The 19,545-nt window shown below is 72.8% G+C and carries 20 protein-coding genes; 11 read left to right on the plus strand and 9 right to left on the minus strand.

Going from position 1 to position 19,545, the window contains the following annotated elements; genetic code table 11:
* Positions 1–169 precede the first annotated feature (169 nt).
* Together ACZDYF_RS13000 and ACZDYF_RS13005 are read left to right on the plus strand one after the other, a co-directional pair.
* The gene (locus tag ACZDYF_RS13000) at positions 170–802 is read left to right on the plus strand and encodes a hypothetical protein (protein ID WP_475057404.1); all 633 of its coding nucleotides are present in this window, start codon (positions 170–172) and stop codon (positions 800–802) included.
* Positions 803–954: 152 nt separating this feature from the next.
* Positions 955–1,863 carry a universal stress protein gene (locus ACZDYF_RS13005; protein ID WP_475057407.1) on the plus strand — a complete coding sequence of 303 codons (909 nt, stop codon included), beginning with the start codon at positions 955–957 and terminating at the stop codon, positions 1,861–1,863.
* Between the two features lie 6 nt (positions 1,864–1,869).
* On the opposite strand, the gene ACZDYF_RS13010 is transcribed toward ACZDYF_RS13005, so the two are convergent.
* The 7 genes from ACZDYF_RS13010 to ACZDYF_RS13040 form a co-directional block, all read right to left on the minus strand.
* Positions 1,870–3,894, minus strand: coding sequence for a sigma-70 family RNA polymerase sigma factor (locus ACZDYF_RS13010; RefSeq protein ID WP_475057410.1), 2,025 nt, complete (start codon positions 3,892–3,894; stop codon positions 1,870–1,872).
* Between the two features lie 215 nt (positions 3,895–4,109).
* A complete protein-coding gene (locus ACZDYF_RS13015) occupies positions 4,110–4,730 on the minus strand; it encodes a pentapeptide repeat-containing protein (protein WP_475057413.1) in 621 nt (206 codons plus the stop codon).
* A gap of 39 nt (positions 4,731–4,769) precedes the next feature.
* Positions 4,770–5,042 (minus strand): hypothetical protein, encoded by a 273-nt coding sequence (locus ACZDYF_RS13020; RefSeq protein ID WP_400274389.1) that lies wholly within the window; start codon positions 5,040–5,042, stop codon positions 4,770–4,772.
* 118 nt (positions 5,043–5,160) lie between these two features.
* Positions 5,161–6,087, minus strand: a complete 927-nt coding sequence (locus tag ACZDYF_RS13025; protein WP_475057418.1) for a ribonuclease Z — start codon at positions 6,085–6,087, stop codon at positions 5,161–5,163.
* A gap of 3 nt (positions 6,088–6,090) precedes the next feature.
* The gene (locus ACZDYF_RS13030) at positions 6,091–8,178 is read right to left on the minus strand and encodes an ABC1 kinase family protein (RefSeq protein WP_364077280.1); all 2,088 of its coding nucleotides are present in this window, start codon (positions 8,176–8,178) and stop codon (positions 6,091–6,093) included.
* A gap of 186 nt (positions 8,179–8,364) precedes the next feature.
* Positions 8,365–8,709: a hypothetical protein gene (locus tag ACZDYF_RS13035; RefSeq protein ID WP_475057422.1), complete on the minus strand. Its 345-nt coding sequence runs from the start codon at positions 8,707–8,709 to the stop codon at positions 8,365–8,367.
* Between the two features lie 62 nt (positions 8,710–8,771).
* Positions 8,772–10,043, minus strand: coding sequence for an MFS transporter (locus ACZDYF_RS13040; protein WP_475057429.1), 1,272 nt, complete (start codon positions 10,041–10,043; stop codon positions 8,772–8,774).
* 94 nt (positions 10,044–10,137) lie between these two features.
* On the opposite strand from ACZDYF_RS13040, the gene ACZDYF_RS13045 reads away from it, so the two are divergent.
* The 3 genes from ACZDYF_RS13045 to ACZDYF_RS13055 all read left to right on the plus strand — a co-directional run bounded on the left by ACZDYF_RS13045 (position 10,138) and on the right by ACZDYF_RS13055 (position 12,190).
* Positions 10,138–11,094: a GlxA family transcriptional regulator gene (locus ACZDYF_RS13045; RefSeq protein ID WP_475057431.1), complete on the plus strand. Its 957-nt coding sequence runs from the start codon at positions 10,138–10,140 to the stop codon at positions 11,092–11,094.
* A 74-nt stretch (positions 11,095–11,168) separates the two neighbouring features.
* Positions 11,169–11,504, plus strand: a complete 336-nt coding sequence (locus tag ACZDYF_RS13050) for an alpha/beta hydrolase (RefSeq protein ID WP_475057918.1) — start codon at positions 11,169–11,171, stop codon at positions 11,502–11,504.
* A gap of 92 nt (positions 11,505–11,596) precedes the next feature.
* Complete coding sequence (locus ACZDYF_RS13055; protein ID WP_475057435.1) at positions 11,597–12,190, plus strand: DUF6993 domain-containing protein; 594 nt, start codon at positions 11,597–11,599, stop codon at positions 12,188–12,190.
* A gap of 51 nt (positions 12,191–12,241) precedes the next feature.
* Here ACZDYF_RS13055 and ACZDYF_RS13060 read toward each other — a convergent pair whose 3' ends face one another.
* Positions 12,242–12,478, minus strand: a complete 237-nt coding sequence (locus tag ACZDYF_RS13060; RefSeq protein WP_191792262.1) for a hypothetical protein — start codon at positions 12,476–12,478, stop codon at positions 12,242–12,244.
* 137 nt (positions 12,479–12,615) lie between these two features.
* Here ACZDYF_RS13060 and ACZDYF_RS13065 point away from each other — a divergent pair, with 137 nt between their 5' ends.
* The gene (locus ACZDYF_RS13065; protein WP_475057438.1) at positions 12,616–13,494 is read left to right on the plus strand and encodes an SDR family oxidoreductase; all 879 of its coding nucleotides are present in this window, start codon (positions 12,616–12,618) and stop codon (positions 13,492–13,494) included.
* A 142-nt stretch (positions 13,495–13,636) separates the two neighbouring features.
* Positions 13,637–13,969, plus strand: coding sequence for a cupin domain-containing protein (locus ACZDYF_RS13070; RefSeq protein WP_475057442.1), 333 nt, complete (start codon positions 13,637–13,639; stop codon positions 13,967–13,969).
* Positions 13,970–13,993: 24 nt separating this feature from the next.
* Here ACZDYF_RS13070 and ACZDYF_RS13075 read toward each other — a convergent pair whose 3' ends face one another.
* Complete coding sequence (locus ACZDYF_RS13075) at positions 13,994–15,208, minus strand: alpha/beta hydrolase family protein (protein ID WP_475057446.1); 1,215 nt, start codon at positions 15,206–15,208, stop codon at positions 13,994–13,996.
* Between the two features lie 191 nt (positions 15,209–15,399).
* On the opposite strand from ACZDYF_RS13075, the gene ACZDYF_RS13080 reads away from it, so the two are divergent.
* The 4 genes from ACZDYF_RS13080 (at position 15,400) to ACZDYF_RS13095 (ending at position 19,539) form a co-directional block, all read left to right on the plus strand.
* A complete protein-coding gene (locus tag ACZDYF_RS13080; RefSeq protein WP_475057450.1) occupies positions 15,400–17,691 on the plus strand; it encodes a heavy metal translocating P-type ATPase in 2,292 nt (763 codons plus the stop codon).
* 9 nt (positions 17,692–17,700) lie between these two features.
* Positions 17,701–18,156, plus strand: coding sequence for a hypothetical protein (locus tag ACZDYF_RS13085; RefSeq protein ID WP_475057453.1), 456 nt, complete (start codon positions 17,701–17,703; stop codon positions 18,154–18,156).
* Between the two features lie 84 nt (positions 18,157–18,240).
* Positions 18,241–18,858: a DUF305 domain-containing protein gene (locus tag ACZDYF_RS13090; RefSeq protein ID WP_475057456.1), complete on the plus strand. Its 618-nt coding sequence runs from the start codon at positions 18,241–18,243 to the stop codon at positions 18,856–18,858.
* A gap of 105 nt (positions 18,859–18,963) precedes the next feature.
* Positions 18,964–19,539, plus strand: coding sequence for an alpha/beta hydrolase family protein (locus ACZDYF_RS13095; RefSeq protein ID WP_475057459.1), 576 nt, complete (start codon positions 18,964–18,966; stop codon positions 19,537–19,539).
* The last annotated feature ends 6 nt before the right edge of the window (positions 19,540–19,545 follow it).

Here is a 19,545-nt window from a genome sequence, read left to right on the forward strand (position 1 = left end):
ACGCGTCGTCGCAGACCAGGGCGTCGTCCCGGCGGGCGGACCACACGTTCCGCCGACCGGACTCACCCGCTCCCGACGTGCGCGACGGACGCGCCGCCACCATCGTTGACCCCAGGACGCCACAGGGGCAGTCTCGAGGCAGGGGCACGCGCCAGTCCGAGGGAGGACGATGCACAAGCCGGACGAACCAGCAGGAGCCCACGAGTCGTGGGAGCAGATCGTCGCGCGCTTCGCCCGCTTCAGCGGTGTCGTCGGCGAGATCACGGACCCGCTCACGTGGGGCCTGGACCTCGAGGAGGAGACCGTCACCGGGACGGGCGCCGGGGACGACGACCGCGACCCGACCGAGGAGCGCTTCCTGCGCGCCTATGTGTCGTTCGTCGGCGAGGCGGTCGACGTCGAGACGCTGCGCGTCGGGACGGACGACCCGCAGCAGATCGAGGACATCGTGCGCGCGGCCTTGAGCGGTGCGCTCGCCGCACCCCTGCACAACGACGCCCCCGACGGCACCGAGGGGCCGACGGGCGCGGACTTCGCCGACGCCTACCAGGACTACCGCTCCGCGATGCGGGCCATCGTCGAGGAGGTCGACGAGGCGCCTCTCCAGCACACGGCCTTCGTGGTCGACGACGTCTCGCACCCGTGCGTCCGGGTCGCCGTCCGGGCGACCGTCGCGGTGTACGTGCCCCTCGCCGACCGGGCCGTGATCGTGTCCGGGCCGACCGACCTCGTGGACCGCGTGGACATCTCCACGGCCCCGATCCGCAACCTCCTGCACGGCGACGACGGGCCTCGTTTCTGAGGCCCTGGCACGGTCCGGGCGATGCTGACGGCCCCTCGTGATCAAGCAGACACGCCCAGGCGTGACGTGGCTCGCGGGAACGGCCAAGATGGAGGTGCGGACGGTGCGCAGGAGCCCCGGCTGGTCGTCGAACGAGAGAGCAGGTGACGTCGATGAGTGACGTGGTCGTCGGTGTGGACGGATCGGTCCGGTCCCAGGAAGCCCTCGACTGGGCGCTCGTCGAGGCGGGTTCGCGGGGTGTGCCGCTCACGGCGGTCCTCGCCTGGGAACCGTCCTGGAAGGACGGTCCTCGTCCCTCGGAGCCGGCCGACTTCAGCCATCTCGCGGACCTCAAGCAGGACCAGGTCCTGACCCTCCTGGACGAGGCCCGGCACCGCACGGGGGTCGACGCGGTCACGCACGCGGAGCAGGTCCAGGGCTCGGCGGCCACCGCGCTGCTGGCCCGCGCGGAGCACTCGGAGATGCTCGTGGTGGGCAGCCGTGGGCTGGGTCGGCTGGGTCGGCTCGTGCTGGGCTCGGTGTCGTCGGCCGTCGTCCAGGGCGCGACGCAGGTCCCGGTGACGGTCGTGCGGTCTGCCGGTGATGACGAGACGGACGACGCCGGAGCCTCTGCCGCGGCCGACGCGCCCCCGCGTGTCGTGGTGGGGGTGGACGGCTCGCGCACGTCGGTGCACGCGCTGCGTCACGGGCTCGAGGTCGCCCGCCGCAGGGGCTCGGTCCTGGACGCGGTGTTCTGCTGGCAGATCGTCACGCTGGCCCCGCTGCCCGACTCGTGGGGCTGGACCCCGCCCATCGACGACTACGAGAAGTTCGCCGGCGAGCAGCTCGACCGTGCGCTCGAGGCCGCGGGCGTGGACCTGCCCGAGGACCAGGTCCGCCGCAGCGTCGTGCACGCCCACCCTGCGAAAGGGCTCCTCGAGGCGTCGGAGGGCGCCGAGCGCCTGGTCGTCGGCAACCGGGGTACGGGCGGGTTCGACCGCCTCCTCCTGGGCTCGGTGAGCCGGCAGGCCGTCGAGTACGCGACGTGCCCGGTGACCGTGGTCCGGCGCCCGGCCGACTAGGGCCGACTAGCTGGGTAGCGGGCCGATCGTGAACGTCGACGTCACGATCGGCCCGACGGCGCCGGTCGCGCGGTCGACGTAGCGCAGCCCGAGCGTGTGCTCGCCCGGCGCGAGCCCTGAGGCGACGAGGCCGAGCGGCCTGCCCGTCATCGTGTGCGTGTTGCCCGTCGACCGCCCGTCGAGGAACGCCTCGGTCGTGAGCCCGGCGCGTCCGTCGATCCGCACCGTGATCGACGGCGCCCAGTCGACGACGTCGCCGTCCACGGGGGCGAGGATCGAGGGCAGCAGGAACATGAACGGCCCCGGGACGTTCGTGGCCTCGGAGGTCGTGCCGTTGCGCTCCTGCGTCACGGTGAGCCTCTCCCACACGGTCGCACTGCCCGACGGCGTCGCTCGCCACGTGCCGTCGGGTCCGACGTCCGCGCTGGCGACGACGGCAGAGGCTCCGTGGCCGGTCGCCGAGATCGTGACCGTCGCACCGGGCTCGCCCGTGCCCGAGAGCTCGGGCAGGTAGACCAGCTCGCCCGCGGGCGGGGCGACCAGGGTCGGCGCGCCGAGCTCCGGGTCGACGGGGGTCTCCGGGTCGACGGGGGTCTCCGGGTCGACAGGGGTCTCCGGGTCCACAGGAGTCTCGGGACTGGGCGGAGGCACCGGCACAGGGTCCACGGGCGGCCCGGACGGTGGCACCAACGGAACGGCTGGAACCGGTGCCGGGACGACCGAGGTCGTCGCGCGACCGGTCCCCGCCCCCCGGGACGGGAGGTCCGCCGCGGTGCCCTCGTCCTGGCCCGCAGCAGGTGCAGGCACCGGCAGCACCTCGTCCGGGACCGTCGTGGGATCTGTCGGGTCCGCCCCCGGCACGAGGGCCAGCCCGTCGTCCGACGGGGCCTGGGACGCCCCGTCGGACGAGGTCTCGGGGCTCGGTCCTGAGTGCTCCGCCACGACGGGCGGGGTGTCTCCCCACGGCTGCGCGACCGCGACCGCACCGACCGCGACGGCGACTCCGGCGGTGACGAGAGCGAGGATCGCCCCGCCCGAGAGCCCGGAGGCCGCGGCCGCCCCCGTGACCCCGGCACCTGCGGCCCCCACCGGGACATTGCTCGCGGCCCCGCCCGCGGACCCGGTCGCCCCACCGCCCGCTCCACCACCGGACCCGCCCGCCATGCCCTCGGTGCCCGCGACACCCAGGGCGACGTCCGCCGTCGGGTCGATGAAGACGCCCTTGGCCGGGACGAACCCCGCTCCCCCGAGCGCCGCCGAGGTACCGCCCAGGACTGCCGGGACACCCAGCACCAGCGGGACGAGCAGGAGCCCCAGCCGCGAGGCGACCTGGTCGACCTCGTCGACCAGGATCGAGCACGGCAAGCACCCCGTGAGGTGCTCCTCGAAACGGTCCTTGTTCCGCGCGCTCAGGGCGCCGCGGTTGTAGTCGCCCATCTGCTCCGCGGCCCAGCGGCACTCGTCGGAGACGGCGACCGTGTTGACGTGGGCCTGGAGCCAGGACCGGCGCAACCCTTCGCGCGCCCGGTAGGCCAGGGCCGAGACCGACCCCGCGCTGAGGCCGAGCAGCGGCGCGACCTCGCGAGCCTCCATGCCCTCGACCTCGGTGTACCAGAGCACGGCCTGCCACCGTGCGGGCAGCGCCTTGAAGGCCGTGACCGTGACCGACCCCTCGACCACGACGTCGGCCATGTCGACCGGGTCGGCCACCTCGGGCACCTGGTCGACCGAGATCGGGTCAGGCGCGTGCGACCACGTGATCGCGACGCTACGCACCGTCTGGTAGAGGTAGGGGCGGAAGGGGCCGGTCGGTCCGTTGCCCGCCTGGATCGCGCGCAGGATGCGCAGGAAGGACTCCTGGACCAGGTCGTCCGGGTCGAACGACGACGTGACGCGGCGCGCCGCACCGCGGCCGGCCCCCGAGTGGCGCGACCACAGGACCGCGTACGCGTCCTGCGAGCCACCGCGGACGGCGTCGACCAGCTCCTCGTCGGCCAAGGCCCGGAGGTCGGTCTCGCTCGTCGTCGACATGGGTTGGGTCCTTCCGCGGCGTGCCCGAGGGTCGGGCGTGAAGCGCCTGTCAGGGGAAGGGACACGATCCCGAGGCGATCATGACGCGAACGTGACGCGTCTCACCGCGCCGCCGGGGAGCCTCGGCGTGTCGTCGGTGCGCGCCCCGCCCAACCGCACTCAGCGCGTCCGCACGGCCCACCCACACTCAGCGCGTCCGCACGACCCACCCACACTCAGCGCGTCCGCACGTCCAGGCCCAGGGCCTCGGCGACCACGAGCGCCTGCGCCGGGTCCACGATCGCCCCCTGCACGATGCTGCTCAGAGGGTCGAGCGCGCTGAGGTCGCTGCCACGCAGGTCCGTGCCCGTGAAGTCGGCCTTGTGCAACCAGGCCCCGGACAGGTCGAGGTCGCGCAGCACGGCCCCCTGGCAGCGGGCGCCCGTCAGGTCCGCCTCGCGGAAGCGCGCCCCGGTGACGGTGACGCTGCGCAGGTCCGCCCCGACCATCGTCACGAACGACCAGTTCCCGCCCACGACCTTGAGGAGGTCGAAGCTGCACTCGGTGAACGTCGACCCCACGGTCTTGCAGCGCGTGAACGTGGTGTCGAAGAAGGAGCAGCGCGAGAAGGTGCAGTTCGCGAAGGCAGAGTCCGTGTGCGTCGACGCGTTGAACCGGACGTTGCGGAACGTGCACCCGGTGAACGTGGCGCCCGTCGTCGTGATCTCCGAGAAGTCGCAGTCACCGAACGCGACGCGCTCGAACGTCTCGCCGTCGAGGTCACGGCCGTACCAGTCCTCGCGGTCGACCGAGGAGTCGGTGGGCGGGGTGGGGGTGCCGTGCGCGCGATCAGCCATGAGGTGGACCGTAGCGGGAGGCACCGACGGCCCTGGCGCCTACCGCCGACCGAGCCCCCGGCGCACCGCGTAGATGACGAACCCCGCTCCGGCGAGACCGACGAGCCAGCCCCCGGTGCCGAGCACGGGGCCGCTGGTGCAGTAGGACGCACCGGGCGTGACGGAGTCGACGCACTGGCCGGACTGGACGCTCACGGCGAGGAAGGACACGACCGCGGCCACCACGGCGAGGAGCAGCCAGCCCCAGCGGAGACGGCGGGGGGCGTCGTCGGGCGCGTCGGGCTGGTCCTGCTCATCGGGCTCGTCGGGCATGCTCCGAGGGTAGTGGTGCCGACCACGGGACTCTGCGCCGTCGAGCACGGGAGAAAGGCCGCCATCCCCACGAGAACGACCTCGGACCCGTTCTCGGCCGCCCCCGTCCGACGCCGGGTCAGTGTGCGCGCGGGGGGACCTCCACACGGTCGAGGTCCTCCGCGACCGTGAGCTCGCCGTCGAACACGGTCCTGGCCTCGGCCCAGAACTCGGCCGGGTCCTGGTAGCGCTGCGAGAAGTGCGTCAGGACGAGCGACCGGACGCCGCACTCGGCCGCGACCGTCGCTGCCTGGAGCGCGGTCAGGTGACCGAACGCGTGGGCGAGGTCGCGGTCCCTGTCGAGGAACGTCGCCTCGATCACGAGCAGGTCGACTCCCCGCGCGAGCGAGAAGACCGCGTCGCACAGGCGCGTGTCCATGACGAACGCGAACGACTGCCCAGGTCGCACGACGCTCACGTCCTCGAGCCCGACCGTCCCGGCACCCACCTCGACGACGCCCTCGCGCTGGAGCAGCCCGACCGTGGGCCCGTGGATCCCGGCGGCCGCGAGCAGCTCCGGGACCATGCGCCGTCCCGCCGGCTCGTCGAGCCGGTAGCCGAACGCCTCGACGCCGTGGTCGAGCCGCTCGGCGCGCAGGACGAACCCGGGTTCGGCCCGGACTGGCGGGACGACCCCGTCATCGGAGAGCGGCTGCAGCGCGAGGTCCGCACGGTGGTGGTAGGACGTGGCGTCGAGCAGGTGGTCGACCCAGGTCGCGCCCGAGGCCGGGAAGGACACCGGGACCGTGTGCGGCACGCCGTCCAGGCTGATCCGCTGCACGACGCCGGCCAGCCCCAGGCTGTGGTCGCCGTGCAGGTGCGTGATCGCGATCCGCGTCAGGTCCGTCGCCGACACCCCCGCCCGCAGCATCTGCCGCTGCGTGCCCTCGCCCGGGTCGAACAGGACCGCCTCGTCGTCCCAGAACAGGACGTAGCCGTTGTGGTTGCGGGTACGCGTGGGCACCTGGCTGGCGGTGCCGAGGACGACGAGCTCGCGACGGGACATCTCCTACCAGCCCCGGTCGGCCGGGGCGCCCCGGAACGCGTAGATCAGCACGCGGATGCTGAGCACCGCACCGATGAACAGCATCACGGCGCCGAACACCGAGTACCAGCTCAGGTCGTTCGTGAGCTGCGGGCCGTTCTCCGCGATGAGGAGGAAGACCCCGCCCACGACGCTCGCGGCCGCGATGATGGTCGAGATGACCTGCTGCACGAGGCTCGTGACGAACTTCCGGTCACCCGGGTCGGCGAACGCCCGGACGTTGACGGTGAACCTGCCCGCCTCGAGGTCCGACGTGATCTTGTTGAGGCGCCGGGGAAGGCGTTCGATCGACGGGGCGAACGCCAGGAGCTGGGACCCGGCCTTCGCGCGGATCTTGCGCAGGCTGACCATGTTGCGCAGCAGCTCCTCGCCCTCGTCGCGCGCCGAGGAGACGAGCTCGAACGAGGGCGAGAGCAGGTGCAGCGTCCCGTCGAGCGCCGCGATCGTGCGGAACGCCGCAGCGACCTGCGGCGGCACGCCCATGCCTGCGTCGTTCACGAGGCGGACCATCGCCGCGAACAGCGAGCCGCTGCTCGCCGCCCCTGCCCCGCGGAACCGCAGGATGAGCCGACCGACCGAGCGCTCGAACCTGCGCTCGTCGAAGCTGTCGGGCTGGTCGAGCAGCTCGATGAGCGCGTCGGTCGCCGCGATCGAGTCGTCGGCCTCGACCGCGAGCAGCACCGCCGCGAGAGCGACCCGCTCGGCCTCGTCGAGCCGGCCGACCGAGCCGAAGTCGAGCAGCCCGAGCGAGCCGTCGTCACGGAGGAAGACGTTGCCCGGGTGCAGGTCGGCGTGGAACACCCCGGTCACGACGATCTGGTCGAGCGTGACGCGCAGCAGGCGGGCCGCGATGTCGTGGCGCGTGTCGTCGTCGAACGTCGCGAGCAGGTCGGCCGCGTCCCCGACGGGAGTGCCGTCGAGACGGTCCATGACCAGGAGCGTCGAGCTCGACAGCTCGGGGTGCACGTACGGGATCTCGACGAGAGGCACGTTCGCGTCGGGATCCTCGACCTGGTGGGCCCCGGGCAGCGGGTGCCGCTTCGACCGGCGGATCGTCGCGAGCGCGCCCTGCACGTTGAGCGTGTTCTCGAGCTCGGTCGTGTAGTCGAGCTCCTCGCGCAGGGAGGCCGCGAAGCCTTCGGCGAGGTCCATGATGCCCAGCGACGGCCCCCACGACGTGTCGCGCTGGAGCCTGCGCGCGATCCGCAGCACGATGCGCAGGTCGCCGAGGACCTGCTGGCGTGCTCCTGGCCGCTGGACCTTGACGACGACCTCGCGTCCGTCGAGCAGGGTCGCGCAGTGCACCTGGCCGACCGAGGCGGACGCGATGGGATCGGGGTCGAAGTATGCGAACACGGTGTCCACGGGCGCGCCGATCGACCGCGTGACCATGGCCTCGATGTGCGGCCAGGGCGCGGGCGGGACCTGGCTCTGGAGCCGGGACAGCTCCTCGACGTACACCGCGGGCAGCAGGTCCGCACGGGTCGAGAGCATCTGGCCGAGCTTCACGAACGTCACGCCCGCGTCGCTCAGCGCGGCCCGCAGCTCGCGCGCGACGGCCCTCTCCTCGGAGTCGGTGGTCCGCTGGTGGCTGCGCCGCCGTGCGCCGCGACCGAAGAACCCGCCCAGGCCGTGGCGGATCATGATCCCCATGATCTGGGTGTAGCGCCACAGGTCCTTGGACCCCCTGCGCAGCTCGACGACCGCGCGCCACGGGGTCGGGATGCTGCCCGTCGGTACCAGGAGCTCCAGGACGAGCAGCAGACCCAGGCCGATCACGAACGACCACGCCCACGCGAGGACGACGATCACGAGGACGACCCCGGGGTGGACGGTGAGCGACCCGTCGGCCTCCAGGACCCCGAGCTGCTGGAACCCCTCGGTGAGCCCCCACGACCCGAGCGACACCACGAAGACCGTCATGAGGATCGACCGGATCCACCCGACCGGCACTCCCAGGACCCTGCGGGCCGTCGCCGCGAGCAGGAGGACCATGACGATCGTGGCGGCACCGGTGAACAGGGCCGTCCCGATCGAGGAGAGGATCTGCATGGCCCCTACTCTCCCGCGCCGGGCGGGCGAGCGCAGGAGGACACGCGCACGTCGTGACGGGGCGACGCACCGTGCCGAGACGATCGCCCCCGGGCCCGACGGCGCCACGCACCTGAGGGGGGAGCGAGCGCCGATCGATCCGGTCGGGGTCCCGGTTCGCGGCGCCCATGGCGGGTGTCGCTCGACCTATGACCGCTTGTCGACGACGAAGCGTCTCCACGCGACGAGGTACCAGACGATCGCACAGACGAGCGCGATCGGCGTCACGACACAGACCAGGAAGAGGACTGCCGGGGAGGCGTAGATCCCCAGCGACCACATCCATGGGCTGGCGGCATGATTCGCCCACCACAGGACCAACGGGTAGGAGAGCAGCGACAACAGGGTGACGGCCGTCGCGACGAGAGCTCGGACGAGCGCTCGGCGATGAGGAAGGACAGGCACGACGAGGAGCGCAGCGGTACGGGTCACGTCGCCCGTGGCACCAGTGGGTGCCACGGGCAGCGGGGCCTCGACGGAGCCCTCTGCCACTTCGAGCGATCGCGGGGGCGATATCGAGCGCACTTTCCCGGAGGAGGAGATCCGGCAAACGGTCAGGTCGTGAGTGCTCTCGTCGGGGTGTCGTGCCGCCTGCCCGCTGTCGCCGTACGCAGTGCGGCCCAGACGAGCAGCGCGGCGCTCAGCACGATGCCGGGCACGTTGGACGCCTGCCAGCCCAGGGTCTGGAAGACGACGGCCGCGCCGAGCGACGCGAGAACGGAGGCCGAGCCGGTGACTCCTTCGACCAGAGCCTGCAGCCTCCCGCCGGCACCCCGTTCGTAGCAGCGCAGCAGAAACGCGGAGCCCGCGAGAAAGAGCAGGTTCCAGCCGATCCCCACGAGCGAGAGCGTGAGGATCATCGGCAGCGCCTCGCTGCTGATCGCACCGAGAACGGCACCGGCCAGCATCACGACCGCGCCGACCATGGTGGCGGTCGACGGCCCCCAGCGGCGCAAGAGCTCACCGCTGAAGACGGCGGGCGCGAACATCCCCACGAGGTGCCACTGGATCATCGCGGTCGACGTCGTCTCGGAGTGGCCGGCATGAGTGCTCGCCAGCGGGCCGATCGCCATCACGAGCGTCATCAGTGCAGCCGCGACGGGCAGGATGACGAGCGCAGCCACGAAGTCCGGGTTCTTGAGGGCGTGCGCGATGGCGAGGGCGCGCACGGGCGAGGCGGCAGGCTGCCCGTGGGGAACCGCAGCCGCCGCCGCCGTCGGCTCGCGCGAGACGCTGAGCGCCAAGGGGATCGCGACGGCACCGATGGTCGCGACCAAGAGGTACGAGCCCACGAACTGGGTCTCGAAGGCGTGCGACGCCGCGAGGGCCGTGAAGGGCCCGGCGAAGGCGGCGAGGAGCCCGCCGTACATCACGGTCGAGAGGGCGCGTTCCTGCTTGCCCTCCAGAGCCAGGTCGGCGGCGAGAAAGCGCACGTATCCACCGGTCGCCGTGTACGCGCCCACGAGTGCGGTCCCCACGCACAGCAGCAGGAACGAGTGCTGCACGACGGCCAGCGCCGAGAGCAGCCCGCCGATCACCGCGAGCCCGGCCCCCGCCGCCATGACACGGCGGTAGCCCCAGCGGGCCACGAGCAGACCGGTGAGGACGGCTGCGAGAAGGCCGGCCCCGACCATGAGGGTGAGGGGGAGGGTCGCGAGCAGCGGCGTTGGCGCGAGGGCGAGCCCGGCCAGTGCGGTGAGGGTGAGGTCCACGCTGAGCACGCCGTAGAAGAGGGCCTGCATGCTCACGAGCCGGGTGATGTCGGCCCAGTGATGCCGGTCTGTCGAGTGGTTCTCGAGGGGGGTGAGTAGTGGGGTCTCGGGCACGGTTCTCCTTGTGGTGGGCGGGTGCTCCTCACTCTCGTGTGCGGCATCCTCGGAGGCCAGTGGCTGAAATGCCTCTCTTCGATAGGATCTGGCCATGAGTGCTCACCGCGTCGTCGTCCTGCTGCTCGACAAGGTGCTGCCGCTCGACCTGGGCATCCCCTTGCAGGTGTTCGGGCGCGAGGAGCTGCCGCACTACTCGGTGCACACGGCATCGCTCGGCGGGCGACCCGTGGAGATGCTGGGCGGCACGAGCGTGACTCCCAGCGCCGACCTCGATGCGCTCGAGAGCGCGGACACGGTGATCGTGCCCGGCTACGCCCAGGCCGACGACCCGCAGGCTGCAGCAGTGCTCGACGCACTGCGCTCGGCGCACGTGCGCGGGGCACGCATGGTGTCGATCTGCTCGGGCGCCTTCGCTCTGGCGCAGGCGGGCGTGCTCGACGGGCGCAGGGCGACGACCCACTGGCAGAGCTGTGCGCAGCTCGCGGCGCAGCATCCGTCGGTCGCCGTCGACCCGGACGTACTCTACGTGGACGAAGGCAGCGTGCTCACCTCGGCGGGCGTGGCCGCAGGGATCGACCTGTGCCTGCACATCGTGCGCCGTGACCTGGGCGCGAGCGTGGCCAACCGGGTGGCGCGGAGCATCGTCGCCGCTCCGCGCCGAGAAGGCGGCCAGGCGCAGTTCATCGAGCGCCCGACGGTGGCCGCCGGCAACGACCCCCTCGCCCGCACGCGGGAATGGATGCTGAGCTCGCTAGCCGAGCCCATCACGGTCACCGCCATGGCCGCGACGGCCCGCAGCTCGGTGCGCAGCTTCTCGCGCAACTTCGCCCGCCAGACGGGCCAGACGCCGTTGCGCTGGTTGCACGCGCAACGCATCGAGCTCGCACGCGAGATGCTGGAGACGAGCGATCTGAGCATCGACGAGATCGCTGCGCGCAGCGGCCTGGGCAGCCCCGCGAACTTTCGCACCCACTTCAAGAGGGCGACCAGCCTCTCGCCGCAGCGCTACCGCCTCGCGTTCACCGAGCGGTCGCAGACTCCGGGCTGAGGGCGGTTCAGCTCCGTCGTGCCAGGGTTCACGACCGGGGCACCGGCCGCGCACAGCAGACGGGGCGCCCTCGGCTGCGTCCCCACCAGTGCGGTCGTGCGCCGGGGGCCGACCGTCCGTGGGACCAGACGACCGAAGCGCCGGTGCTGGTCGTCGGCACCCGGTTCGACCCGGCGACGCCCTACGCGTCCACGCAGCCGTACGCCGACCGCTGGCCCGACGCGCGCGTGCTCACCGTCGAGGGCTGGGGGCACACGATCATCGGCAAGTCCGCGTGCGCCGATGCCGCGGTGGCCCGGTACCTCGTCGACCTCACCGCGACCGACGGCGCGACGTGCACCCAGGACGTGGTGCCGTTGCAGGGACCGTTGGTCCCGCTCGGCGAGGCGCTGCGGCTGCCGGTGACGTAGGCCGTGATGCGTGCCCTCCCGCACGTGGAGATCTCGCGCAGGGTCGCGCCCCGCGCTGGACGCGTTGGCCGCCGGGCCGCGAGACTCGCCGGATGAACCACCCCCTGCCCGACGGCGTCACGCCCGCTGGTCGTTCACGTGCGGCCACGTGGGTCGTCCGGGTCGTGGTCGGGCTCGTGGCCCTCGTCACGGTCGCGCTGGTCGCGGCCTTCGTGGGCTTCGTGGTCCTGATCGGCCGGTGGCCCGACGCGTTCGACACGTCCGGCGGGCCCGACGCACCCCAGGACGTGTCCTCCTCGGTCACCGGGTCGACCGGACTGACCCCCGAGCCGGAGAACCAGGGACTCGACTCCTCGAACGAGGCCTACCGCGAGCGCCGCGGAACCCCGGAGTCGGACGCCCAGGCCGCTCTGTCCGTCCCCGCGGTCGAGGCCGCGCTCACCCCGCTCGTCACGGGCGAGACCCTGCGCCGCGACGAGGTCGTGGCGGCGCTGACGGGTGCGGGGTTCGAGACGTTCGGCGTGACTCCCGAGACGACGGTGTCGGGCGACTCCGCGACGACCTTCGGGGTCGGTGTGAGCGTCCCCGGGGGCTGCGTCTACGGCGGGATCGCACCGGAGGGCGTGACCCTCGAGGCGGGCGGCCCGATCGCCGACGGCGGCTGCCTGGAGATGCCGACCCACTGACCCTGCTGACGCCGACGGCCCGCAGCCGGGCACCGGATGCGGCGCGCGGTGCTAGGCCGACGCGGCCTCGGGCTGGGACTCGCCCGGGTTGGCGCGCTCGAGCGCTGCCCGGTAGACACGCAGGCGCTCGACCTGCAGGTCGGAGAACAGGGGCGCGTCGACGTCCTCGACCGGCTGCGTCCGCAGGAAGTCGAGGATCTCGGTCTCGGTCTCGTCGATCTCGGCGAGACGTTCGCGATCGGCGTCGTTGAGGAGCTGCCAGACGTCGACGAAGGTGGGCACGTGCATCACCCCATGCTCTGTCACCCGTCCCCGGATCGCGCGCCGACCTGCCGACGAGTGACGGGCGTCACACCCCGGAGGGGGCGTGCAAGCGGCTGCGAAATGACCTGGAGACCGTTCCGCCGAGTCGCTACGGTCGCCGCATGACGACCCCTCACCTCCCTCTCGCCGGCCGTACCGCCCTCGTGACCGGCGTGTCCCGGCGCAAGGGGATCGGTTACGCCGTCGCCCGCGAGCTCGCCGCCCAGGGCGCCAACGTCTTCACGCACCACTACGCCCCGCACGACGCCGCCCTGCCCTGGGGCGGGGACGATCTCGACGCGGTCGCCGACGGCGTCCGGGCAGCCCTCCGTGGCGAGGCCGTGTCGGGAGCGGCGAGCGCCGACCTGCGCGATCCCGCTCGGCTCGACGCACTGTTCGACGCCGCTCTCGCGCTCACCGGGTCGGTCGACGTGCTCGTGTGCAACCACGCGCGCAGCGGCGGCGACGGCTCGATCCTCGACATGGACGCCGACACCCTCGACGCGTTCTGGGGGGCCAACACGCGCTCGACGCTCCTGCTCACGCGCCGGTTCGCGCTCCAGCACGCCGCAGGACCTGACGGCCCCTCGACACGCCCGGGCGAACGCACCGCCCGCCAGGGCCCGGCCGACCCGGAGACTGCACCCAAGGTCTTCTGGATGACCTCGGGCCAGCAGGCCGGGCCGATGCGCGGCGAGGTCGCCTACGCGGCGTCCAAGGCCGCGCTCGCCGGAGTCACCGCGACGGTCGCGGCCGAGCTGCTCGACCTGGGCATCGTGCTCAACACGATCAACCCCGGCCCGGTCAACACCGGCTACCTGGACCCGGGGTCGACCGACCGGCCGCTCGCCGAGCTCGAGGCCCTGCGCGAGGCGACGCCGTTCGGTCGCTGGGGCGAGCCGACCGACCCTGCCCGGCTCATCGCATGGCTCGCGGGCCCGTCGGGCTCGTGGGTCGTCGGGCAGGTGCTCACGACCGACGGCGGCTTCGGCCTCCAGTAGCCCTGCGGCCCGGGCGCGTACCGGGACGGGCGCGGGGCCGGCGCGGGGTGCGCGACGCCGTCGGGCACCCCGCGCACACCGGGCGAACCGGACGCCCGACCGCCATGATGGAAGCCCCACCCCCGGCCGAACGGAAACCCCCATGACGAACCTCGAGCTGCTCACCGACGCGCACCTCACGCGCGCCCGGGACGGCGACAACGGCCGCAGCGCGGAGGTCGTGCTGCACGACGGCGTCCTGCGCCAGACCATCATCGCGATCCTCGCGGGCGTCGAGCTCGGCGAGCACAACGCGCCGCCCGCCGCGAGCATCCAGGTGCTGCGCGGCCGCGTCCGCGTCACGGCGTTGGAGGGCGACGAGGAGGTTGGTCTGGGCGAGCTGCGCGTGCTCACGCACGAGCGGCACGCCGTCGTCGCCCTGGAGGACTCGGCGTTCCTCCTGACGACGGTCACGAGCGTTCCCACGGCTCCCTGACGGGCGCACCCCGGCACCGGGAGGCTACGCGGGTTCGCCGTCGTACTCGAGGGTCTCGTCGAGCCAGTCGTACACGCGCCGGTGGAAGACCCCTCGGCCGGTCATCTCGCAGTGGCCCGTGACGCCGTCCTCGGGGCCGAGCTCGACGTACTCGGTCGGGCACGTGAGGTTCTCGGCCAGCGTCCGGGACGAGACGGACAGGTCGTCGCCCACGGTGCGACACACGAGCACCGGGCAGCGGATGAGGTGCTCACGCCCGCGCAGCGTGTAGTCGTGGGACATCCTGACGAAGTCGAGCGGGTCGCGCACGCCGTGCACCCACAGGTTCCGGCGCAGCGCCCAGCCCGCCGAGGGCTTCTTGAGGAGCTGGTGCAGCGTGGTCTCGACGACCCGGAGAGCGGCCCCGTGGTCGTCGCCGAGGTGGCCGGCCAGGAGCGAGGGGAACTTCGCAGCGACCGTGTCGAACAGGTCGTACGGTCCGCTGTCGGCGACGCAGGCCGCGAGGCGGTGCTCCCCGGTCGCGGCGCGGGGCGCGAGGTAGCCGCCGAAGCTCCAGCCGTGCACCACGATGCGCTGCGGGTCCACCTCGTCCAGGGTCAGCGCGTGGTCGACGACGGCGCTCACCACGGTCTCCCAGTCCGGCCGGAACGCGATGCCCTGGTCGAGGATCACGCTGCCCTGGCCCGGACCGTCGAACGCGAGGACGTCGTACCCCCGGTCGAGCGCCGCGACCGCGTTCGCGAAGTACAGCTCCTCGGCAGTGCCGTCGTAGCCGTCGACGAGCAGGACCGTGGGGCGCGGGCGCCCGTCGTCGGCGGCCCGGTAGAAGTAGCCGGGGAGCGTCCCGCCCTCGAAACCGATCTCGAGCACGTCCGGGGGGAGGTCCAGGAGTGCGGCCCCCTTGCGGAAGGTCTCGGTCTGGCGGCGCGAGCTCTCGCGGAACCTGTCGTCGACGGGCGCCCCCATGAGGAAGAGTCCCGCCGTGCGGTAGTAGTTCGAGGCGCGCAGCCAGGCACCGCGGGCACTGGCCCGGTGGCCTGCGATGTCGCTCTCCTCGGCGGCCTTCTCGACACGCGCGGCGGTCGCGGACCACTCGTCGTACCACTGGTTCCCGTCGGTCCGGGTGATGCGGCGGGCGGTCTCGAGGCACTCACCGATCTCCGCGCCGCCCTGCGCGGTATAGGCGAGCGCTCGGACGAGCTGCGCGTCGAAGAGCTCGTCGTGAAGGACCAGGGTCATGGCTGCTCCGCCCGTCGTCGGGCTTTCAGGCTAGGTCCGCGGCCGGGGCACCGCGCGTCGACGTCGCACGGCTTCCTCTTGACGGACCGGGAATGCTGCGGCAGTATCAAGAGTTGTCGATACCCCTAGGGGGTATGCCGAGCGCCAAGGTCGCCCGGCGCGATACGAGGGAGGACGGGACAGTGAATCCCATGGACCACGACGAGCACGGTGACCACACGGGTCGCGGCGGGCACGCAGGTCACGACCACGAGCACCACGGGGGCCACGACGGCTCGCACGCGGAGCACACCGGCCACACGTCGACCGCCGCATCTGCGGCGGGTCACGACGCCCACGCGGGCACGGACCACGCCGGGCACGACATGGCGACCACGACCGCGACGGACCACCCGGCTCACGCCGGCCACGCCGGTCGCTCGGCCCACGCCGGCGGCCACGAGGACCACTCCGCGCACGGCGGCCACGAGGGGCATTCCGGCCACGGCGGGCACGGCGGTCACGCAGGCCACGTCGCGATGTTCCGCCGCCTGTTCTGGATCATGCTGGCCCTCGCGGTCCCGACGGTCCTCGCGAGCGAGATGTTCGCGTCGATCATCGGCTACTCGCTCCCGGACGTCCCGGGCATCGCGTGGATCTCGCCGGTCCTCGGCACGGTCATGTACGTGTGGGGCGGCAAGCCGTTCCTCACGGGCGCGGTCGACGAGCTCAAGGCGCGCAAGCCCGGCATGATGCTGCTCGTCGCGCTCGCGATCACGGTCGCGTTCGTGTCGTCGTGGGGCGCGAGCCTGGGGATCCTGTCGCACGAGCTCGACTTCTGGTGGGAGCTCGCGCTGCTGGTCGTGATCATGCTGCTGGGCCACTGGATCGAGATGCGGTCGCTCGCGCAGTCGTCGTCGGCCCTGGAGTCGCTCGCGGCGCTGCTGCCCGACGAGGCCGAGCGCGTGGGTGACGACGGCCAGGTGTCCACGGTCTCCCCGACGGACCTGGTCGTGGGCGACGTCGTCGTGGTGCGTCCTGGTGGGCGCGTGCCCGCGGACGGCGTGGTCTCGGAAGGGACTGCGGACGTCGACGAGTCGATGATCACGGGCGAGTCGCGCCCGGTGCGCCGGACGGTCGGCGACCACGTCGTGGCCGGGACGGTCGCGACCGACCAGGCGCTGCGCGTCAAGGTCGACGCGGTCGGCGACGACACGGCGCTCGCGGGCATCCAGCGCCTGGTGACGCAGGCGCAGGCGTCGTCGTCGCACGCGCAGCGTCTCGCGGACCGCGCCGCAGGCTGGCTCTTCTGGTTCGCGCTCGGCGCCGCGGTGCTGACGCTGATCGCCTGGACCCTGTGGGGCACGCCGGAGAGCGCGCTGATCCGGACCATCACGGTCCTCGTCATCGCGTGCCCCCACGCGCTGGGCCTCGCGATCCCGCTCGTGGTGTCGATCTCGACCGAGCGTGCGGCCAAGGCGGGCGTGCTCGTCAAGGACCGCATGGCGCTCGAGCAGATGCGCACGGTCGACGCCGTCCTGTTCGACAAGACCGGCACCCTGACCAAGGGCGAGCCCGTGGTGACGCACCTGGTCGCGGCGTCGGGCAGCGAGGACGAGCTGCTCGCGCTCGCGGCGGCCGTCGAGGCCGACTCGCAGCACCCCCTGGCCCGCGCGATCGTGGGCGCCGCCGCGGACAGGGGCGTGCGCGTCCCGCGCGCCGAGGACTTCCAGTCCTCGACCGCCGTGGGCGTGTCGGGTCTCGTGGACGGTCGCCCGATCGCGGTGGGCGGCCCGTCGCTCCTGCGGGAGCACGGCCTCGACCCCGTGCCCGACGCCGCCGCATGGGAGGGCGAGGGCGCGACGGTCCTGCACGCGCTCGACCTGGGCTCCGATACCCCGCGGATCCTGGGCGGCTTCGCGCTGGCCGACGAGATCCGGCCCGAGTCCCGCGAGGCGATCGACGCCCTGCACCGGCGCAACATCCGGGTCGTCATGATCACGGGTGACGCGCAGGCCGTGGCGCAGTCGGTGGCCGACGAGCTCGGCATCGACGAGGTGTTCGCCGGGGTCCGCCCGGGCGACAAGGGCGACAAGGTCTCCGAGCTCCAGGCGCGTGGGCACAAGGTCGCGATGGTCGGCGACGGCGTCAACGACGCCCCCGCGCTCGCCCAGGCGGACGTGGGCATCGCGATCGGCGCGGGCACCGACGTGGCCATCGCGTCGGCCGGGGTCATCCTTGCGAGCGACGACCCGCGCTCGGTCCTGTCGGTCATCGAGCTGTCCCGGGCCAGCTACCGCAAGATGAAGCAGAACCTGTGGTGGGCCGCCGGGTACAACCTGGTGTCGGTGCCGCTCGCGGCGGGCGTCCTGGCCCCGGTCGGGTTCGTCATGCCCATGGCGGTGGGCGCGCTGCTCATGTCCCTGTCGACCGTGATCGTGGCCCTCAACGCGCAGCTCCTGCGCCGCCTGGACCTCGACCCCGAGCGTGTGGCAGCCTCGTAGGCGATGTCCGTGATGTCCCCGACCGCCCTGGCCAGGACCCTGTCGACCGCCCACCTGGGCGACACGGTCCGGCCCGCCCGGACCGCCGGCCTCGTCCGGCGGTTCGCGGTGCTGCTCGGGATGGTGGTGCTGCTCGGCGGGTTCGTCGGGATGCACCAGATGTCGGGCAGCCCCGTGGCGCACGGGCCCGCGCACACGGTCGCCGCCGAGGCGGCTCCCACCCTGGGCCACCCGCTCGGCGACGTGGGCGCGGAGGAGGGGGCGCCCTCGGGCACGGGGCACGGCGAGATGGAGGCCATGTGCCTCCTGGTGCTCGTCGCGCTCTTCTCGCTCGGCGGCCAAGCGCTGGTGCGCCGCCTGCCCGACGGCGTCACGTACCTCGCGCGCGTCGTCGCGCCCTGGTGGCGGCTCGGGTCGGCGCTGCGGCCGCCGTCGCTCGTCGCGCTCGGGATCAGTCGGAGATAGGAGCTCGGCCCGACCAGGGCCGCAGCGACCGTCACCGCCACGGGGCACCCGTGGCACACCGACCGATCACCTGAAGGACGACTCATGAACAAGCACACCCTGACCAAGGTCGGCATCGGCCTGACCCTCGGCTCGACGCTGGCACTCGCGGGCTGCGCCGACGCGGGCGACGGCGCAGACATGGAGGGTCACGACATGGGCAACGGCTCGCCGTCGCAGGACGCGGAGGCCGACGCCGCCGGGGCCAACGACGCGGACGTCATGTTCGCGCAGATGATGATCCCGCACCACGAGCAGGCGCTCGTGATGTCGCGCATCGTGCTCGACACGGAGGGCGTCGACCCTGCGGTCGTCGATCTCGCGACCCGCATCGAGAGCGCGCAGGAGCCCGAGATCGCGACCATGGAGGGCTTCCTCGACGAGTGGGGCGCCGAGCCGATGGGCGACCACTCGGGCCACGAGATGGACGGGATGCTGAGCGACGAGGAGATCCAGGCGCTCGAGGCGGCAGACGCCGCGACGGTTTCACGCCTGTTCCTCGAGGGCATGATCGCCCACCACGAGGGCGCCGTGGACATGGCCGAGGCCGAGCTCGCGGACGGCGAGAACCCGGAGGCGCTGGCACTGGCACAGGAGATCATCGACGCCCAGGAGGCGGAGATCCAGGAGATGCGGGACCTGCTGGCAGCTCTGCAGCAGTAGCCGCCGGGTGCCGAACACGGGGTTGAGGTCGTTCTGAGCAGACTGACGACCTCAACCCCGTGGTCGACCGCTGGCAAAGCCCTGGCCACTGCGAGACTGGACCTCATGACGGGATCATCGGGTGCAGCGGTCGGCGGGCTCCTCCTCACGCCGGGAGCCGGGGCCGGTCGCGACCACCCGACGCTCGTCGCGGTCGAGGAGGCCGTCGCTCCGCTGCCCGTGCGCCGGGTCGACTTCCCGTACCGGCTCGCCGGGAAGCGCATGCCGGACCGGGCGCCCGTCGCGGTCGCGCACCTGGTCGAGGAGGCCGCGCGCTTCGCGGCCGAGGAGGGCTTCGCGCCCGACCGGCGCGTGCTCGGCGGCCGGTCCTACGGCGGACGCATGTGCTCGCTCGCCGTGGCCGAGGGCCTGCCCGCGGCCGGCCTCGTGCTGTTGAGCTATCCCCTGCACCCGCCGGGCAAGCCCGACAAGCTGCGCGTCGAGCACTTCCCGCAGCTCACGGTCCCGGTGCTGTTCGTGTCCGGGACGACCGACCCGTTCGGCTCTCCCGAGGAGTTCGACGAGCACGTCGCGGCGATCCCCGGGCCGGTCACCCAGGTGCGACTGCCCGGCGCCCACGACGTGCGCAACGACCACGCGGCGGTGAGCGACGCCGTCGTGCGGTGGCTCGCGACGCTCTGACCCCTC

Source organism: Oerskovia sp. PE-21s (assembly GCF_056158145.1).

Excerpts from the sequence above, each read along its gene's own strand:
- ACZDYF_RS13070 (WP_475057442.1), top strand. The coding sequence starts at position 13,637 with ATGACGAACCTCGAGCTGCTCACCGACGCGCACCTCACGCGCGCCCGG.
- ACZDYF_RS13095 (WP_475057459.1), top strand. The coding sequence starts at position 18,964 with ATGACGGGATCATCGGGTGCAGCGGTCGGCGGGCTCCTCCTCACGCCG.
- ACZDYF_RS13090 (WP_475057456.1), top strand. The coding sequence starts at position 18,241 with ATGAACAAGCACACCCTGACCAAGGTCGGCATCGGCCTGACCCTCGGC.
- ACZDYF_RS13080 (WP_475057450.1), top strand. The coding sequence starts at position 15,400 with ATGGACCACGACGAGCACGGTGACCACACGGGTCGCGGCGGGCACGCA.
- ACZDYF_RS13000 (WP_475057404.1), top strand. The coding sequence starts at position 170 with ATGCACAAGCCGGACGAACCAGCAGGAGCCCACGAGTCGTGGGAGCAG.
- ACZDYF_RS13010 (WP_475057410.1), bottom strand. The coding sequence starts at position 3,894 with ATGTCGACGACGAGCGAGACCGACCTCCGGGCCTTGGCCGACGAGGAG.
- ACZDYF_RS13060 (WP_191792262.1), bottom strand. The coding sequence starts at position 12,478 with ATGCACGTGCCCACCTTCGTCGACGTCTGGCAGCTCCTCAACGACGCC.
- ACZDYF_RS13030 (WP_364077280.1), bottom strand. The coding sequence starts at position 8,178 with ATGCAGATCCTCTCCTCGATCGGGACGGCCCTGTTCACCGGTGCCGCC.
- ACZDYF_RS13015 (WP_475057413.1), bottom strand. The coding sequence starts at position 4,730 with ATGGCTGATCGCGCGCACGGCACCCCCACCCCGCCCACCGACTCCTCG.
- ACZDYF_RS13065 (WP_475057438.1), top strand. The coding sequence starts at position 12,616 with ATGACGACCCCTCACCTCCCTCTCGCCGGCCGTACCGCCCTCGTGACC.
- ACZDYF_RS13020 (WP_400274389.1), bottom strand. The coding sequence starts at position 5,042 with ATGCCCGACGAGCCCGATGAGCAGGACCAGCCCGACGCGCCCGACGAC.
- ACZDYF_RS13055 (WP_475057435.1), top strand. The coding sequence starts at position 11,597 with ATGAACCACCCCCTGCCCGACGGCGTCACGCCCGCTGGTCGTTCACGT.
- ACZDYF_RS13075 (WP_475057446.1), bottom strand. The coding sequence starts at position 15,208 with ATGACCCTGGTCCTTCACGACGAGCTCTTCGACGCGCAGCTCGTCCGA.
- ACZDYF_RS13025 (WP_475057418.1), bottom strand. The coding sequence starts at position 6,087 with ATGTCCCGTCGCGAGCTCGTCGTCCTCGGCACCGCCAGCCAGGTGCCC.
- ACZDYF_RS13005 (WP_475057407.1), top strand. The coding sequence starts at position 955 with ATGAGTGACGTGGTCGTCGGTGTGGACGGATCGGTCCGGTCCCAGGAA.
- ACZDYF_RS13045 (WP_475057431.1), top strand. The coding sequence starts at position 10,138 with ATGAGTGCTCACCGCGTCGTCGTCCTGCTGCTCGACAAGGTGCTGCCG.